The organism is Clostridium sp. 'deep sea' (genome assembly GCF_014931565.1).
Taxonomy (GTDB): domain Bacteria; phylum Bacillota; class UBA994; order PWPR01; family PWPR01.
The window spans coordinates 984,667-1,002,955 of the sequence record NZ_CP063353.1; the positions used below are offsets into that span (position 1 = coordinate 984,667).

General features: G+C 33.4%; 14 protein-coding genes. 11 read left to right on the forward strand and 3 right to left on the reverse strand.

Translation table 11 applies throughout. From position 1 onward, the window contains the following. Nucleotides 1–125 precede the first annotated feature (125 nt). From IMX26_RS04665 to IMX26_RS04710, 10 genes are all read left to right on the forward strand, one after another. Nucleotides 126–1,289: an amidohydrolase gene (locus tag IMX26_RS04665; protein WP_195160522.1), complete on the forward strand. Its 1,164-nt coding sequence runs from the start codon at nt 126–128 to the stop codon at nt 1,287–1,289. 14 nt (nt 1,290–1,303) lie between these two features. After that, nucleotides 1,304–2,470: an amidohydrolase gene (locus IMX26_RS04670; RefSeq protein ID WP_195160523.1), complete on the forward strand. Its 1,167-nt coding sequence runs from the start codon at nt 1,304–1,306 to the stop codon at nt 2,468–2,470. 20 nt (nt 2,471–2,490) lie between these two features. Next, nucleotides 2,491–3,660 (forward strand): amidohydrolase, encoded by a 1,170-nt coding sequence (locus IMX26_RS04675; RefSeq protein ID WP_195160524.1) that lies wholly within the window; start codon nt 2,491–2,493, stop codon nt 3,658–3,660. Between the two features lie 370 nt (nt 3,661–4,030). Continuing rightward, entirely contained in the window at nt 4,031–4,360 is a 330-nt protein-coding gene (locus IMX26_RS04680; RefSeq protein WP_195160525.1) for a hypothetical protein, read from the forward strand. A gap of 259 nt (nt 4,361–4,619) precedes the next feature. Next, entirely contained in the window at nt 4,620–5,309 is a 690-nt protein-coding gene (locus IMX26_RS04685; protein ID WP_195160526.1) for a TrkA family potassium uptake protein, read from the forward strand. A gap of 363 nt (nt 5,310–5,672) precedes the next feature. Then, nucleotides 5,673–6,875, forward strand: coding sequence for a MalY/PatB family protein (locus IMX26_RS04690; RefSeq protein ID WP_195160527.1), 1,203 nt, complete (start codon nt 5,673–5,675; stop codon nt 6,873–6,875). Nucleotides 6,876–6,939: 64 nt separating this feature from the next. After that, nucleotides 6,940–8,460 (forward strand): M3 family metallopeptidase, encoded by a 1,521-nt coding sequence (locus IMX26_RS04695; RefSeq protein ID WP_195160528.1) that lies wholly within the window; start codon nt 6,940–6,942, stop codon nt 8,458–8,460. Nucleotides 8,461–8,598: 138 nt separating this feature from the next. Continuing rightward, on the forward strand, nt 8,599–10,158 hold the full coding sequence (locus IMX26_RS04700; RefSeq protein ID WP_195160529.1) for a hypothetical protein: 1,560 nt from the start codon (nt 8,599–8,601) through the stop codon (nt 10,156–10,158). Between the two features lie 147 nt (nt 10,159–10,305). Then, nucleotides 10,306–11,460: an amidohydrolase gene (locus IMX26_RS04705; protein ID WP_195160530.1), complete on the forward strand. Its 1,155-nt coding sequence runs from the start codon at nt 10,306–10,308 to the stop codon at nt 11,458–11,460. After that, nucleotides 11,460–12,602: an amidohydrolase gene (locus IMX26_RS04710; RefSeq protein ID WP_195160531.1), complete on the forward strand. Its 1,143-nt coding sequence runs from the start codon at nt 11,460–11,462 to the stop codon at nt 12,600–12,602. The genes IMX26_RS04705 and IMX26_RS04710 overlap by 1 nt, the downstream gene beginning before the upstream one ends. Nucleotides 12,603–12,828: 226 nt before the next feature. On the opposite strand, the gene IMX26_RS04715 is transcribed toward IMX26_RS04710, so the two are convergent. The 3 genes from IMX26_RS04715 to IMX26_RS04725 form a co-directional block, all read right to left on the reverse strand. Next, nucleotides 12,829–14,031, reverse strand: coding sequence for a S8 family serine peptidase (locus tag IMX26_RS04715; RefSeq protein ID WP_195160532.1), 1,203 nt, complete (start codon nt 14,029–14,031; stop codon nt 12,829–12,831). 95 nt (nt 14,032–14,126) lie between these two features. After that, entirely contained in the window at nt 14,127–15,323 is a 1,197-nt protein-coding gene (locus IMX26_RS04720) for a S8 family serine peptidase (protein WP_195160533.1), read from the reverse strand. Nucleotides 15,324–15,419: 96 nt separating this feature from the next. Continuing rightward, entirely contained in the window at nt 15,420–16,613 is a 1,194-nt protein-coding gene (locus IMX26_RS04725) for a S8 family serine peptidase (protein ID WP_243259313.1), read from the reverse strand. Nucleotides 16,614–16,981: 368 nt separating this feature from the next. On the opposite strand from IMX26_RS04725, the gene IMX26_RS04730 reads away from it, so the two are divergent. After that, nucleotides 16,982–18,262, forward strand: coding sequence for an MFS transporter (locus IMX26_RS04730; RefSeq protein ID WP_195160534.1), 1,281 nt, complete (start codon nt 16,982–16,984; stop codon nt 18,260–18,262). The last annotated feature ends 27 nt before the right edge of the window (nt 18,263–18,289 follow it).

Here is an 18,289-nt window from a genome sequence, read left to right on the forward strand (position 1 = left end):
AAAATTGTGTCTTTTATTTATAATAGCATAAACCTTTAATAAAAACATTTCGACTACCTAAGCAGGAAAACGCTTTTTAGCGTTGAAGTTAAATTCTATACTAAATAGATAAAGGAGGTCTATTAATGTTACTAATTAAAAATGCACGTATCTATACAGTTGCAGGTCCTGTTATAGAAAACGGCTCAATAGTAATTGAAAATGGAAAGATTAAAGAAATTGGTGAAAATATCACTATTAATGAAACAGCTTGTACTGAGGTAATTAATGCTGAAGGTAAAATAATCACCCCTGGTTTTATTGATGCCCACTCTCATTTATCTTTATGGGAAAGCTCAATTGGTTTTGAGGGTTCGGATGGAAACGAAGCAACTCATCCTATAACACCACATATGCGTGGTTTAGATGCAATTAATCCTTTTGATATAACATTTGAAGAGGCTCGAAATGCGGGTGTTACTGCTGTGGCTGCAGGCCCAGGTAGTGCTAACGTTATTGGCGGCACATTTGTGGCAATAAAAACATTCCCAGCAAAAAGAGCTGATGAATTAGTTATTAAAGACCCAGTTGCTATGAAATGTGCTTTTGGTGAAAACCCAAAAAGATTTTATGGCACACAAGGCAAAACTCCCTCTACACGCATGGCTACAGCTGGCTTGTTTAGAGAAACTCTTTTTAAAGCTAAACAATATTTGTATAAGTTAGAGAATGCTAAAGAGGCTTCTAAAAAGCCTAAGTATGATGCAAAATTAGAGGCATTAATTCCTGTACTAAAGCGAGAGATTCCTCTTAAAGCCCATGCCCACCGTGCTGATGATATGTTTACAGCCCTACGTATTGCTAAAGAGTTTAATTTAAAAATTACTTTAGAGCATGCTACTGAAGGTCATTTAATAGCAGATGAGTTGGCTAAAGAAAATGTATATTGCATTGTTGGACCAAGCTTTGGCCATAAATCAAAATTTGAGTTGCAAAATTTAACCTTTGATACCCCAGCAATTTTACATAAAGCTGGTATAAAAATCGCTATTACTACAGACGCTCCAGTAATTCCACTGGCTCGCTTGCCACTTATGGCCGGTATTGCAGTAGAGCATGGTTTAAATGAAGATCAAGCTTTAAAAGCTATTACAATAAATGCTGCAGAGGCTGTTGGCATTGAAGACCGAGTTGGTAGTTTAGAAGTTGGTAAAGATGCGGATTTAGTTATCTTTAATAACAAACCTTTTAATACCAACAGTAAAGTTTATATGACCATTATTAATGGTAAAGTTGTATATAAAAAATAAGGAGATATTAAACCATGATTCTAATTAAAAATGCCAAAATCTATACAAGTTCAGAAAAACAAAATGTTATAGACAATGGATATATTTTACTTGAAAATAACAAAATAAAGGAAGTAGCTACTGGTAATTATCAAGGCTCTGTTGAAAGAACTATTGATGCTGAAGGTCGCAATGTATTTCCTGGATTTGTTGAATCCCACTGTCATTTAGGCATGACTGAAAGTGCTATTGGTTTTGAAGGCAGAGACACTAACGAGGCAACTGACCCTTGCACTCCTCATTTAAGAGCTATTGATGCTATTAACCCTATGGACATCACCTTTGAAGAAGCTCGTATGGCAGGAGTAACTACAGCGGCTTCTGGACCTGGTAGTGCCAATGTTATTGGTGGTCAGTTTTGCGCTATTAAAACATTTGGTAACAGAATAGATAATATGATTGTTAAGGCTCCTTTAGCTATGAAATGTGCCTTTGGCGAAAATCCAAAGCGTGTTTATGATGCTAAAAAGAAAATGCCTTCTACTCGTATGGGTACAGCAGCTGTACTACGTAATGCCTTAAATAAAGCTAAACAGTATATGGCTAAAAAAGAGGCTGCTGGTGATGACTGTAGTAAATTACCAGCTTTTGATATGAAATCTGAAGCATTAATTCCTGTTTTAAAAAAAGAAATTCCTTTAAAAGCTCATGCCCATAGAGCTGATGATATATATACTATTATTAGAATTGCCAAAGAGTTTGATGTTTTGGCTACCATAGATCATACAACAGATGGTAGTTTAATAGTTGATGACCTAGTAAAGGCCGGCTTGCCATGTATAGTTGGCCCTAGCTTTGGACATCGTGGTAAATTTGAGCTTAAAAATAAAGGCTTTGCTACTCCTGGAATTTTAAACAAAGCTGGAATTAAAATAGCTATTACAACAGACTCAAGTGTTACCCCACTTCATTATTTACCACTAATGGCTGGCCTAGCTGTTAAAGCTGGTTTAGATGAAATGGAGGCTTTAAAAGCAATCACTATTTACCCTGCTGAAATAATTGGTTTAGCTGACCGTATTGGCAGTATTGAGGCAGGAAAAGATGCAGATATTGTAATTTATAATGGACATCCATTTGAGACATCAGGCAGCTCTTGGAAAGTATTTATTAATGGTAACGAAGTATACTCTGCTGAATAATAAAACAAAGGAGAACAATTATGATTTGTATTTATAATGCAAAAGTTTATACCATGGCTGGTCCTGTAATAGAGAACGGTTATGTAACTATAGAAGACGGTAAAATTTTAGATGTAGGTGAAATGAGTACCTTTAATTGTGAAAACACCTGTACTTGTGTAAAAATTGATGCTAAAGGTCAATTATTATTACCTGGCTTTGTTGAAGCTCACTGCCACTTAGGAATGATGGAGAGTGGCATTGGTTTTGAGGGAAATGATGTAAACGAAATGACAAACCCAGTAACAGCCCAAGTAAGAGCAGTAGATGGTATGAATCCAATGGATGTTACTGTTAAAGAGGCTTTAGAGGCCGGTGTAACCTCTGCAGCAACTGGACCAGGTAGCGGTAATGTAATTGGTGGTACATTTATGGTTATTAAAACCCATGGAAAACGTGTTGATGACATGGTTTATCGTGACCCAGTTGCTATGAAATGCGCCTTTGGTGAAAATCCAAAACGCGTTTATAATGCCAAAAAAAGAATGCCTACTACCCGCATGGGGACAGCAGCTATTATGCGTGAGGCTTTAGCAAAAACAAAACAATACCTCGAAAAAATTGAGGCTGCGGGTGATGATTATAGTAAGTACCCTGCTTATGATGCTAATTGTGAGGCTTTATTGCCTGTAATTAAACGTGAAATTCCTTTAAAAGTTCATGCACACCGTGCAGATGATATGTTTACAGCAATTAGAATTGCTAATGAATTCAACGTACGTTATACCCTAGATCATGCTACCGAGGGTCATTTAATTGCTGAAGAGTTAGCAGAAGAAAATGTAGTTTGTATAGTAGGACCAAGTTTTGGCCATAGATCAAAATTTGAATTACAAGAAAAAACATTTAATACCCCTGGCATTTTAGCTAAAGCAGGTATTAAAGTTGCTATAACAACAGATTCACCTGTTGTTCCACTAGACTCTCTACCCATGATGGCAAGCTTAGCTAATGAAGCTGGTATGGATGAAATGGAAGCCTTAAAAGCTATAACCATTAATGCTGCTGAAATATTAGGCGTTGATGATGTTGTAGGAAGCATAGAAAAAGGTAAGGATGCTGACTTAGTGATTTATAGTGGTCACCCATTCGATATTACATCTAAAGCCCAAAAAGTCTTTGTTAATGGTGAAGAAGTGTTTACAAGATAATTTTAAAAAACAGCTCGCGACAATGCGAGCTGTTTTTTTTGGTTTGGGCTCGTCTTTGACATCGCGGGGTGGGTAATTCAATGTATGAATTACGGGTTGGACTCGCTTTGCTCATGGAGTGGGCTAGCGCGGATTTAAAAACACATATTCTATGCTTTGCGAAGCGAGCAGATAAAACCGTGAGCAACGCGAACCCAACCCAAATTTGCTAAAGCAAATTTCCACCCCACGAAGCCAAAGGCGAGTCCACTCCTATGTATTTAAATAAGTGTTTATTCTTGTATTTTGGAGGGTATAAACTATTTATAAACAACATGTTTATTATTGGTCTTATTATCTATATAATTATTGTAGTATAGGAGAATTTTATATGACAAATAAACAAAATAACACTGGTGTAAGTGCAGTAAGAAACTATATTTATACCACATTTAAAAACCACCAAGCTTTAAGTGAGGAAAATGCTGTTTCACTCAAAACACTGGGTTTTGAGTTTAAAACTTATCATTATTTAGAGCCTCAATTTAATAGCTATTTAAAGGCAAAGGTAATAAATAAAAGTGGTGATAAATACTGGCTCAATGCAAAAAACTATAAAAGCTACGAAACTAAACAAATTATTATTATGCTTGGTTTTAGTGGCATTGTGATAGCACTATTATTTTTTTTAGGCAAGCTAATATTAAGAATAGTAAATTAAACTTTATCTATATAAATGTCAATCAATAGGTGTTAAACTATAGGTGGTAGCAATGTTGCAATGTTCATTTTAAGTAGGTTTGGTTACTTTTGCTCACCAGCTTAAGGAGATTAACACAATATTTATTGTAATAACAACTAAGTTAGACACTATATAAAGTATGGGCATAAGTATTTAGTGTTACAAATAACGTGTACACTATTCATAAAGGTAAAAATCTGATATTATATATTTATATTTCGTAAATTAGGTGATAAAAATGTGTGCAAGAAAAAATGATAAAAGAACTATAAAACAATTTGCTATATTTGGTTTAGGTCGCTTTGGTTTAACTTTGGCTAATAGATTAAGTGAGTTAGGTCACGAGGTTGTGGCAGTAGACTTAGATGAAGCAGTTGTAAATCAAGCTGCTGCTGGTGTTACCCACGCATTTGTAGCTGATGCAACTGACGAGTTAGTGTTAAGGGGTTTAGACCTCAAAAACTTTGATGCTGCCATAGTAGCGATAGGCTCCTTAGAGCCTAATATTTTAACAACCTTTAAGTTGAAAAAACTTGGGGCTGAAAGAATAATTGGCAGAGCTCTACATGGTTTACATGCTGAAATTTTAACTATGATGGGTGCTTCTAATATTGTTTTTCCAGAGCGTGACATGGCTATTCGCTTAGCCCATAACTTAAATGCCTCTACTATTATGGATTTTTTAGAGTTAGCTCCTGATTTCTCAATGGTAGAAATAGTTATACCACCAGATTTAGTTGGTATTGAAATTAAAAATTCTCAGTTTCGTAATAACTATAAAGCAACAATTGTTGCTGTAGGTAGAAATGGGGAACGAATAATTGCTCCAGGCGGCAGTTTTAAATTTAAAGAACACGACCATCTGTATGTAATTGGTGATACCCCTTCTCTCGAAAATTTAACGAAGTATATAAGAGAGAAAAATTAATAATAATTAAAAATAAAGGACTATTATCTTTTTATAATGGTCCTTTACTGTACTAATAACTACTAAATTGCATCTTAAAATCTTATCTTATCTTCAAAAATTCATTTCAAACGCTTATATTTAACTTCGATTAAAACCTCCTAACAAAACATTTAAAGTTGTGCTTTACTAAACGTCTATAAGCAAATATATAATTAACTATATCTTACTTTTTATAAATTAAATTGTAGCAAATTTGCTATTAAAATTAAGAAGCTCTCTCAAAAAAATTGAATCTCACATATTTTTAGATTAATTGCAGGTAATACTATATAAGCAAAGAATATAACTTTGTGCATAACTATTTATTACGGAGGAAAAGAAATGAGATACGATTTTAATGAGCATATTAGCCGTTATGGAACAAGCTGTGCAAAGTGGGATATGGCAGAAACCTACTTCGGTGAAAAAGACCTATTACCTATGTGGGTTGCTGACACTGATTTACGAGTACCCCATGAAGTTATTGATGCACTAAAAAAGAGAATTGAACACCCTATATTTGGCTACTCTCGTCCAGATGCAGAAGTGTATGAAGTTGTCATTAAACGTATGAAAGACTTATACGATTGGGATGTAAAAAAAGAGTGGATTCTCTTTACTCCTGGAATAGTTACAGGCTGTCATATTGCAGTAAGAACTATTACTAATATTGGAGACCAAGTATTAATTCAAACACCTGTATACTACCCATTTAAAAAGGTTGCTTTAGCCAACGGTTGTACTGTTGCTGAAAATCAATTAAAACGTAAAGATAATAAATATTACATGGATTTTGACCATTTAGAAAATTTGTTTAAAACAACAGCAGGTTTTGGAGGTAATATCCCTAGAATTCGTACAGCAATTTTATGTAACCCTCATAATCCTGTAGGAAGAGTATGGACCAGAGAAGAATTACTCAAATTTGGTAATATTTGTTTAAAGAATAATGCCATAGTAATTTCCGATGATATTCATAGTGATTTATTATTAAATGGCAATAAACATACTATGTTCCCTGCCCTCTCTAAAGATTTTGAGCAAAATAGCATTACCTTTATTGCTCCAAGCAAAACCTTTAATGTAGCAGGTCTGAAATCCTCTGTTTGTATCATAGCTAATGATGAGTTAAGACAGCGTTTTATGCTTACACAAGAGGCTGGTTACGGAACACCAAACTTATTAGGCATGGAGGCTCTTAAAGCCGCTTATAAATATGGTGATAATTACATTAATGAGTTAAATAATCATTTAGAAAGTAATCTTGAATACTTTACAAACTATATCAACAAGAACATTCCAGAATTAACTGTCATAGAGCCAGAAGGAACTTATCTAGTATGGGTAGATATGGTTAAATTAGGTATGGATGAAAAACAGCTAGCTGAATTTATGGTTAAAGAGGTTAAAGTTGCAACAGACTTTGGATTTGTATTTGGTCCTGGTGGAGAAACTTTTCAGCGCTTTAACTTAGGTTGCACTTTAGATACAGTTAAAGAGTGTTTAAAACGTTTAGATAACGCTATAACAAAGTGGCGTAAATAAAAACTACCTGAAGGCTTTAGTACCTTATAATCCTACAATAGTAAAAATTAAGGAGGTTATTAACGTGGCATCTAGTTTTATAAAAACAGAACATGATTTACAAATCTATTTAAATGAAACAGAAAAAAAACTGGAGAAGCTAGGCAATCGTTTAGGTGAACTTAATTTTAAAAGATTCATTGATAAAAAAAATAATCCTGAAATAATTGAATTATCTAAGGAGCGATCTGAGCTAATGTTAGACCCCGATTTACACAGCCATATTGCCAAATGGCAAGGGCATGTAAAAGATCCTACTTTAGCACGCAGAGTAGATGTATGGTCGGATACATTATTATTAGCACGAGTTGAGGCTAAGCCAGAGATTGTAGAATTACAACAACAAATTGCTTACACAGTAATGAGCCATGGTTATAAAGTTGGAGATAAAAGGCTTTCTTTGGGTGAGATTAGATCAATAATTAGAGCTAATCCTAACAAAAAAGAACGTGAAGAGGCTTGGAGATCACATACAGAACTAAATAATTTAGTAGCAGATGATATGCTAAGGCTATTTAGCTTACGTAATGAGGCCGCTAAGCAATTAGGGTATAATACTTATGTAGATTTAAGACTAGAAAAGAACGGGATGCTCACTCGCCAACGTGTTGAAGACTTATTAAAAGAGTTAACTGAAGCTACCCAAAGCTATTATGAGGATTTAATTGAAGAAGGGGCACAAAAATTAGGTATAAACACTATTGATCCTTGGGATATTCAATATATATTAGAGCAACAAGGTGGTGTACCAAAGCAGTATTTTCCTAAAGACAAGTTAAACACCTCTTTAGAAGAATGGTGCAATCACATGGGTTTTAGTATGAGTGACTATGGAATTGAACCGGTATTTATTGATATACCTTATAATGGTCTTACTATGGGCTTAAGTAGAAATAATATTAAAATTTTAGCTAACCCAGATGATGGCTTCACTTATTATGGCACCCATTTTCATGAGCTAGGACATGCCTTACATGGTGCTTTAAAAACTGTTGATGCCTATATTCTAAACAGAGAATCATCAATTTATAACGAAGGTATGGCCGAAGTATTTGGTTATATAACCCATGACCTTGAGTGGCTAAAAAAGTTTCATAACCTAAGTGATGATATAGCTAAACAAGCGCTAAGAAGTAGTATTGGTCCTAAATACCATTATATTCGCCAAAGAACAGCTTATTGTTTATTTGAATACGAAGCATATAAGGATTTAGATCAAGATATGAATGAGTTAATGGCAAAAACTGAGGCTAATATATTACATTGTACTTATGACCCTACCCCACGCTGGGCTTCAAATGGTTGGTATGTAAGCTACCCTGTATACTGGCAAAACTACGTTATTGCAGACTTTATAGCTAGCCAAATACATCACCATTTAAACGAACATATTGGTTCATTAACAACAGCTAAAGAGGCTTTTGATTATGTAGTTAAAAACTATATTGAACAAGGTGCATTAGTGCCATGGTTAGAAAAAGTTAAAAAAGGAACCAACAAAAATTTAAATGCAGATGCTATTATTGCTGATTTAACAAATATTTAATTATAATAACCAAAAAAACTATCTTTTTTAGAGATAGTTTTTTTATATTATATTAGCTATTGAACATTGACTACTTATGTAATATAATGTATAAGATTACGCTTGTAAATAATGAGCAGAGGGAAAGAGGTACTGGCCATGAAAAAAAAGTTGATTATTTTATTAAGTTTAGTTCTTATACTGGTTACTGGATGTAATAATGCCAAAAATACTGCTAATAATACTACAGCAGATGTTAAAGATGAGTCTTTAGTTTACACATACTTAAAGCAAAATTTTTCAGATTTAACTGAAAAAACGTTTAAAGAATACATTCCTTTTTATGTAGACCTAAACAAAGACGGAACTATGGATGTTATTTATAATACTAAAGAGTGGTATGGAGAGCTAATATATGTTTTGGCAACAGAAAACGGTTACATACAACTTACAGCAAAAAAAAATGAAATACATAAAATCAATGATATTACCGTACTTAACAACTTTATAGTTATAAATGGAGAAAACATCTCTAATGGATATAATGAAGTTAGCTGTGAAATCAACTATTTAAATGACAATAACATTACCTTTTTACACTCTTTTATCACCAAAGATCAAGCCTCTACCTTACCCCTAACTTGGAATGGTGTTGGTCAACTAAAGTTAGCAGATGGCTACAAACAGCTTGAATACTCTTATGAGCAGTATGAAGAAGATATTAGTAACAACAATAAAACACTAATAAAAAGAATTAACATGAGTTATAGCTTTGACCAAGAAAATCTTAAATACATAGAGTCTGAGAATGGAGAAAACTTTGATATTGATGATAATAATCCTAATGACTCATCTGTACTGCTAACAGATTTTAAAAATGGAGATAAAGTTGAGGAGTTTACGATTACAGATATATATCATGATCCTAAACGTAGTACCAGCTTTACTCTTAGTGGTGATAAATGGGTCAATGCATCTCTCACCTATGAAGCTGAGGGATATGAAGGTTATTATTTTGCTGTAAAAGAACCAATTATTGATAAAGCTATTACCTTTGGCTCTGATTATGCTAATTATCATACCACCTATGATAGACCTAGAGGTGCTTGTATACTAAACGAAACAGAAGTATTAAAAAAGTATTTTAACCTAGCCCATTTTAAACACCTAGAACAAGGCAAAACCATTGAGGTTTATGCTCATATAAAAGACCCAAAAGTTTCAGTTTATTATGAATCAGAAGGCGGAGAAAGTGTTGAAATACTGGATTTAAAAATAACAAATGAATCATCAATAAAAAAAGTGGAAATCCCAACTTTAGAGGGTTTTAAAAATGAAACTATTAATGAAACAGAGATAGATTATTCTCAATATAGGTGCGTATTAATACCAGAGTTTACTACTATCAATGCCGATAAACTCGATTATCAAAAAGTATATTTTTTAGAGAACCAAAATGCTAGTGTTAATTGTGCTGTTATTGGTACACTTCATGATGTTACTATATTCTACAAAGACTACCTAGATGACCCTGGTACATCACATTATTATAAAGAATTAAGCAATGTCAATTTATCAATAAGAGCGCCTTATACAAGTGATATGGCTTATGTAAGTATAGAAGGAAAAATTTACACTAGTGGTACTGAGTATAAAGAAGTTAGTGTTACTATTGACACAGTAAGTGATCGTGATGAACTAACAATTGTAAAACATTAAACTTAATAACTATTAAATAAGAGATACCCTACCTTAAAGGCAAGGGCTGTCTCTTATTTTTTTACAATAAGCAAATAAAGTAAAAAGGATTGAGCATAATAAGCTAGAATACATAGAGGTATACAATATGCAAAGGAGGATGAGATTTTGTTAGCAATAAAAAACGGTTATGTAAAAACCATAACTAATGGTGACATAAAAAACTGTACAATTTTATGTGAAAACAAAAAAATTGTAGCCATAGGACAAAACATAGATATTCCTAAAGATGCTACTGTAATTGATGCCAGTAATTTAATAGTAACACCCGGATTAGTTGATGCCCATAGTCATGTTGGTGCTTGGGAAGAAGGCTTAGGTTGGGAAGGTTATGATATTAATGAAATGACTAACCCTATAACTCCTGGTATGAGAATAATTGATGCAGTTAACCCTATGGATATTGGCTTTTGGGATGCTCGTAGAGGTGGGGTAACTAGCGTGCAAACACTACCTGGCTCTGGTAATGTTATTGGTGGATTAATGATAGCCATGAAAACAGCTGGTAAGGTTGTTGATGAAATGGTTATTAAAGCCCCTACTGGTATGAAATCTGCCTTAGGAGAAAATCCAAAACGCTTTTATGGAACAAAAGGCAAAATGCCCTCTACCAGAATGGGTTCAGCAGCTCTATTACGAGAAACCCTGCATAAAGCTAGTTTATATAATGAAAAGTTAATGAATGAAGAAAAACAAGATTTTAACTATGAAATGGATGCCTTAGCAATGGTAATCCGTAAAGAGATTCCTTTAAGAGTTCATTGCCATAGAGCTGATGATATTTTAACAGCCATTAGAATAGGCAAAGAGTTTAAGATAAATGTAACCCTAGAGCACTGCACAGAGGGTCATAAAGTAGCCGATGTAATTGCAGAGAGTGATATTTGGGCTAATGTTGGTCCATCTATTTGGCAACGTGCTAAGGTAGAAACAAAGGATATTTCCCCTAAAACACCTGCGGTAATTGTTGCTGCTGGTGGTAAAGTAACTTTAATAACAGACCATAATATAATTCCACAGCACTACTATAGGTTAGCAGCTGGCTTAGCAACTCGTGAGGGATTAGCCAAAGATGAAGCCTGGAAAGCTGTAACCATAAACCCTGCAAAGGTTATAGGAATAGAAGATAGAGTTGGTAGCCTTGAGCTTAATAAAGATGCCGACATAGCTATTTGGAGTGGTGATCCATTTGAGCCTCTTACCCATTGTTTATATACAGTTATAAATGGCAAAATTGTTTACACACGTGAGGAGGTAAAATAATGAAGGCTTTTATTAATGCAACTATCTATCCAGCCTCTAGCCCTAAAATTGAAAACGGTACCTTGCTTATAGATAATAATAAAATTAAAGCTGTAGGTAAAAATATTGACTTGCCTGAGAATTGTGAAGTTGTTGACTGCAAAGGAGCTTTTATTTTACCTGGCTTTGTAGATAGCCATACTCATGTAGGAATTTGGGGTGAAGGCGAAGGTGCTGCAAGTTACGATGGTAACGAAGGAACCAACCCAGTAACCCCTCATGTTAGAGCCTTTGATGCAATTAACCCATTTCACAGTAGCTTTGCTGATGCTCGCATGGGTGGAGTAACAACAGTAGAAATTACTCCAGGATCTGGAAATGCCATTGGTGGCCAAATGTGTGTGTTAAAAACAGGTGGTACCAGAATTGATCAAATGGTTTTAAGTGAATTTAACGGTGTAAAAGCAGCCTTAGGTGAAAACCCTAAGAGATTCTATGGAACTGAGAAAAAGGTTTTTCCTTCAACCCGTATGGGTACAGCTGCTGCTATACGTAAAGCTTTATTTGATGCTCAAGAGTACCAAATTAAACGATATACTGAGGATATTGCTATAGACCTAAAATTAGAGCCTTTAGTAGCTCTTTTAAATAAAGAAGTTCCTTTAAGAGTTCATGCCCATAGAGCTGATGACATTGTTACAGCTATAAGAATTGGTGAAGAGTTTGATATTAAAATTCAAATTGAACATGGCACCGATAGTGCAATTATTGCTGATTACTTGGCAACAAAAGATATTGTTATTAATCTAGGTCCATCTTTTTGGAATAGAGCAAAAATAGAGACCCAAAGTGTTTCATTTGCTACTGCTGGGGTACTGGAAAAAGCAGGAGTAAAATTCTCTTTAATCTCTGATCACCCCTTCTTCCCTATTCAATATGTATCGATGTCAGTAGCATTAGCACATGCTGAAGGAATGACAAAAGAAGGTGCTTTAAAAGCCTATACCCTATGGGCTGCTGAAAATATTGGAGTGGCTGATAGAGTTGGTAGTTTAGAGTCAGGTAAAGATGCTGACTTCACAATTTGGGATGCAGATCCATATTCTATCTATAGTAAAATTAGGTTTACTTATTGTGATGGTAAAATAGTCTTTGAGCAATAAATTAGTTTTGTATTGTTAACAGTAAATTGTTTAAACTAGTGCTATTAATTTTAAGAGAGGCTTCTCAATTTGAGATTGCCTCTCTCTTTTTATTCAGAATTGTTGAAGTTAACAACATAAAAATTTTTTCAACTAACTTATCTTCCTTTAAAATTAAGATGTTACTTATAATAAAATGTAGTTAATCATGAATAGCACCTTATAATTTAAACTACTATCTTATGTATTACTTCCCCAATTGTAATTTACTTACATTATCAATCAACTTACCGGGGTTTACAATCTTAGCAGTTAAAACACCCTCCTTGTTTAACAGAGAATCACTTGTTTCAAAAGCTTCTAGCCAAAACAATTCAGGTATAATATCAGGCTTAACTTGACAAGCCAAGGCGTATAATCCAGCAACATAAGGAACTGACCAACTTAAACCTCCCTTAGAATAAAAAACATAATCTTTATCTCCAGTTGGGCTTGCTGTGCAACGGGAGTCCATTGGAATCCAAAGAGTATTTTTAGAAAATTCATCATGCTTCCAATGTTCGGCCTTAGTATATGAGGCAATTTCATCTGCACTAAGAAGTGGTTCACGACCAAGCCCTAAAAATTTATTAGATTCCACATGTACAGTATAAATTTTTTCATGTTTAGCATCAGCAATTGACTTCACAACTTGTTGATAACCCTTCATTTTACTATTTATACCTAACGAAATAGAAATTACTCTAATTTTTTTATCTTTAGGCAACAATTTATTAACTTCAACAATTCGATCTATTGATTGAGCCACCCAAGTAAGATTATGTTCAAATTGGTTGTTTTCAATTCTTTCACCAAATTTACATGCAATATAATAAAGATCTGCTTCTGGTGCTACTCCAACAGTTTCACCAACTGCAATAGATGCCACAGCGGGGCCGTGCATTTCTGCCTCTATATCTCTACACTGAATCTCTTCATACATTTTTAGCTGGTCTTTATACTCAATATGATTAACTAACAAGCAACTATCTATTATTGCTATGCCAACGCCCTTTCCTGTAATCCCAATTTCGTGTAGCTTTTTTACATTTAAACCTGGGTTTTTTCCTAGTTCCATAACTGCTTTTGGATCAAACTCTGCTGGCAACTTGACTGGCCATTTAGTTTTACTATCAAAAGTAGAGTGAAATAAATCATCTAAGCTATTCCTTAAATCTAACATTGTTAAATCACTGCTTCTAAGCTCTATTCCCATATCTTGTTTAGGACATGGTAATTCTGTTAATATACCAGGATTCATCAAAGAATAGTCTGCTGCAGATGGTTCTCTCACAATACCAATATTATTATTCTCTAAAATAGTATCGTATAACTTTTTTGAAGACGCTGAGTCTTTACAGCCAGTCATTACAAACATTAAAGCCAATAAACAACATAAAAATTTTTTCATTTAACCTACTCTCCTTTTAATTTAAAAATGACTTATAATGTATTAATAATAAATAGCACCTTACTATTCAAACTATTTCTTATGCATTTTTACTTTTATTGTAATTTACTGATATTCTCAATCAACTTAACTGGATTTACAATTTTACCAATCTCAATTTCTTCATTATCAAGTAAAGTATCACTCGTTTTTAAAGCTTCTTGCCAAAACAATTCAGGTGTAATATTAGGATTAGCTTGACAAGCCACAGCATATAATCCAGCGACATAAGGCACTGACCAACTCATACCACCACTACGATAAAAAACATAATCAGTATCTCCCGTAGGGCTTGCCGTACACCTAGAATCCATAGGAATTAAAAGAATATTATCTGGGGCATCACAATTCCTCCAAGCTACTCCCTTAGTATATGATGTAATCTCATCTGCACTAAGAAGTGGCTCACGACCAAGCCCCCAAAAATCATCAGATCCTACATATACAGTATAAATACCTTCCTGTTCTGCATTCGCAATTGACTTCATTACTTCTTCATAACCCTTCTCTTTACTATTGAAACCTACTGAAATAGAAATAACTCTAATCTTTCTATCTTTAGGTAGTAATTTATTTACTTCAACAATTCGGTCTATTGCTTGTGCTCGATAATAAAAATCATTTTCAAGTTGACCTGATTCATTATAGGACGAATGTGTTTCAGCAATATAATAAAGGTCTGCATCTGGTGCAACTCCAACTGTTTTGCCAACAGCAATAGATGCTACCCCAGGACCGTGCATTTGTGCCTCGTTATCCCTACAATGAAATTCTACATACATTTTTAGTTGGTCTTTATACTCAATATGATCAACTAATAAAGCTTGATCTATTATTGCTAAGCCAACTCCCTTTCCCGTAAACCCATCTTTATGTAGTTTTTTCACATTTAAACCTGGGTTTTTTCCTAATTCCATTACAGCTTCTGAATTAAACTCTGCTGGCATTTTAAATGGCCATTTAGTTTTACTATCAAAAGTAGAATATAGTAAGTCATCTAAACTACTCCTTAAATCTAACCTCGTTAAATCACTGCTTCTAAGATCTATTCCTAAATATTGTTTAGGTTTTGGTAATTCTGTTAATATACCAGGATTAATAAAAGAATAGTCTGCTGCAGGTGGTTCTTTTACAATACCAATATTATTATTCTTTAAAATAGTATTGTACAATTCTTCTGAATCTGACTCTGAAGCTTTACAGCCAGTCATTACAAACATTAAAGCTAATAAACAACATAAAACTTTTTTCATTAAACTACTCTCCTTTTATTTAATAAATGACTTATAATGTATTAATAATAAATAGCACCTTCTTATTAAAATTATTTTAAATGTATATGTTACCGTCTATTTTAATTTACTGATATTTTCAATCAACTTAACTGGATTTACAATTTTACCAATCTTAACTTCTTCATTGTCAAGTAAAGCATCACTTGTTTTTAAAGCTTCTTGCCAAAACAATTCAGGTGTAATATTAGGGTTTACTTGACAAGCCACGGCGTATAATCCAGCAATATAAGGCACTGACCAACTCATACCACCATCACGATAAAAAACATAATCAGTATCTCCCGTAGGGCTTGCCGTACACCTAGAATCCATAGGAATCAAAAGCATATTATCTGGGGCATTATACCTCCAAGTCAATCCCTTAGTATATGATGTAATCTCATCTGCACTAAGAAGTGGTTCACGACCAAGCCCCCAAAAATTATCAGATCCCACATATACAGTATAAATACCTTCTTGTTCTGCGCTAGCAATTGACTTCATTACTTGTTCATAACCCTTTGTTTTACTATTTATACCTAATGAAATAGAAATAACTCTAATCTTTTTATCTTTAGGTAACAATTTATTAACTTCAACAATTCGATCTATTGATTGTGCCAACCAAGTAAGATTATACTCAAATTGACCTGATTTTTTATATACCCCATGTGTTTCTGCAATATAATAAAGGTCTGCTTCTGGTGCAACTCCAACTGTTTTACCAACAGCAATAGATGCTACAGCAGGGCCGTGCATTTGTGCCATTTTATCACTACAATGAACTTCTTCATACATTTTTAGTTGGTCTTTATACTCAACATGATCAACTAATAAAGCTTGATCTATTATTGCTAAGCCAACTCCCTTTCCCGTAAACCCATCTTTATGTAGCTTTTTTACATTTAAACCTGGGTTTTTTCCTAATTCCATTACAGCTTCTGGATCAAACTCTGCTGGCATTTTAGCTGGCCATTTAGTATTACTATCAAAACTAGAGTAAAGTAAATCATTTAGATTGTTTGTTAAATCTAACATAGTTAAATTACTACTTCTTAAATCTACTTCCATATTTTGATTAGGGCTTGGCAACTCTTTTAATATGCCAGGATGAAACCTAGAATAGTCTGCTGCAGGTGGTTCTTTCATAATACCAATATTATTATTCTTTAAAATAGTATCGTATAATTCTTCTGAATCTAACTCTGAAGCTTTACAGCCTGTAATTACAAAGATTAAAGCTAATAAACAACATAAAAATTTTTTCAACTAATTTATCCTCCTTTAGTTTATCATAATGTAATTTTTTATCCTAAATAGATTTTTAATAGCTTACTACCTTATTTTTTCCTTATAAGAAATCTATAAACTATTATTAATAATTAAATACCACAAAAATTTAAGTAACATACATCAACTACAACGTTTATAAATTAACCTTCATATCACCCTCAATTATTAATTTGCATAATAATATTCTATCATCATCGTATTAATCCTTCTATTTAAATAAAATTATTATAAATATATTTAATATCTATTTGTAAAAAATATTGACAAAGGATAGTATTGCTATTAGAATTATTTTATCGATAAAATTATTTTAATGTTAAAATTTTTATAAAACGGAGGAAAACATGAGCACATCAACTGTACAACCCACTAATCAACAGTCAAAAAAAATTGGCATAAGAGATCTATTACCCTATAAGTCGTATTTGGCTGTTTTAGTAGCAACCACTATCTCTCGCTTTGGAGACTCTTTAGATTCTCTCGCTTTTAGCTACATGGTTTACCAACTTACAGGCTCTAAAACCATGTTAGGAGTTATACTAGCAGTAAACTTTATTCCTAGCTTATTATTTACACCTTTTACAGGAGTTATTGCCGACAATTATTCTAAAAAGAAAATGATAATAATTAGCGATATTGGCCGAGGAGTTATGGTTACTCTAGTAGCTATTTTATATTATTTTAAGCTGTTACAGCCTTGGCATTTATTTGTTACCACATTTTTAATCTCTACTTTTGAGGCATTTTCTAATCCTGCCAAAAAAGCTCTCAGGCCTTTTTTACTACCTAAAGAGCTCTTTTTAACAGCAGAATCTATTACTCAGTCAGCATCATCTTTAGCTCAATTAGTAGGGGTAGCCTCAGTAGCTTTTTTTATTGCAACCATTGGAATATCCGGCGCTATAGCAATTGATGCCTTAACCTTTTTTGTTTCAGCCTTATTTATTTGTTTTATTAAATATAATGAAAAAAATAAAAATAAAAAAATAGACCTTAAATTTAATGACTATATCAGAGAAATTAAAGGAGGATTAAAGTTTGTATTTAGTAATAAAATTATTTTAACTGTACTATTCTTATTTGCTTTAATTAATTTTAGTATTATGCCCTTTAATGTTTTAAGAGTACCTTATTTACAAGATATATTAGGTATGGGACCTGAGGGTTTAAGCTATATATCTATTGCTTTTTTAATTGGCACCTTTTTGGGTGGTATAATAATAGCGCAAATTGGTTCTAAATTTAAAAAGAGTACCTTAACAATTTTAGGAGTATTAATACTTGGGGCAGTTTATGCAATGTTTGGATTTCCTATGTTAGCCAATATGTCATTTATGAATCCTATAATTTATGTTTTTGCTTTGGGCATACCATTTGGTTTATCTATACCTTTATTGAGTAGTCCGGTATCTGCCTTATTTGCTGAAAAAACTCCTAAAGAACTGCTAGGTAGAGTTAGTTCCGTAGCAAGCCTCATAACCCTAAGCGCAGGTCCATTATCAGCAAGTATCTCTGGTGTTGTGGCAGATTTTATACCGATACCTCAGTATTTTAGAATAATGAGTTACCTTATCCTTATAGCTGCAGTATTTTTAATGCTAAATAAAAATTTTACTAAAGAGTAAAACAGCTATATAATAGTGTACATGGAG

Bases quoted from the DNA above. Each gene is read 5' to 3' on its own strand.
- IMX26_RS04690 (WP_195160527.1), top strand. From the start codon at position 5,673: ATGAGATACGATTTTAATGAGCATATTAGCCGTTATGGAACAAGCTGT.
- IMX26_RS04730 (WP_195160534.1), top strand. From the start codon at position 16,982: ATGAGCACATCAACTGTACAACCCACTAATCAACAGTCAAAAAAAATT.
- IMX26_RS04720 (WP_195160533.1), bottom strand. From the start codon at position 15,323: ATGAAAAAAGTTTTATGTTGTTTATTAGCTTTAATGTTTGTAATGACT.
- IMX26_RS04700 (WP_195160529.1), top strand. From the start codon at position 8,599: ATGAAAAAAAAGTTGATTATTTTATTAAGTTTAGTTCTTATACTGGTT.
- IMX26_RS04665 (WP_195160522.1), top strand. From the start codon at position 126: ATGTTACTAATTAAAAATGCACGTATCTATACAGTTGCAGGTCCTGTT.
- IMX26_RS04680 (WP_195160525.1), top strand. From the start codon at position 4,031: ATGACAAATAAACAAAATAACACTGGTGTAAGTGCAGTAAGAAACTAT.
- IMX26_RS04710 (WP_195160531.1), top strand. From the start codon at position 11,460: ATGAAGGCTTTTATTAATGCAACTATCTATCCAGCCTCTAGCCCTAAA.
- IMX26_RS04685 (WP_195160526.1), top strand. From the start codon at position 4,620: ATGTGTGCAAGAAAAAATGATAAAAGAACTATAAAACAATTTGCTATA.
- IMX26_RS04715 (WP_195160532.1), bottom strand. From the start codon at position 14,031: ATGAAAAAATTTTTATGTTGTTTATTGGCTTTAATGTTTGTAATGACT.
- IMX26_RS04675 (WP_195160524.1), top strand. From the start codon at position 2,491: ATGATTTGTATTTATAATGCAAAAGTTTATACCATGGCTGGTCCTGTA.
- IMX26_RS04670 (WP_195160523.1), top strand. From the start codon at position 1,304: ATGATTCTAATTAAAAATGCCAAAATCTATACAAGTTCAGAAAAACAA.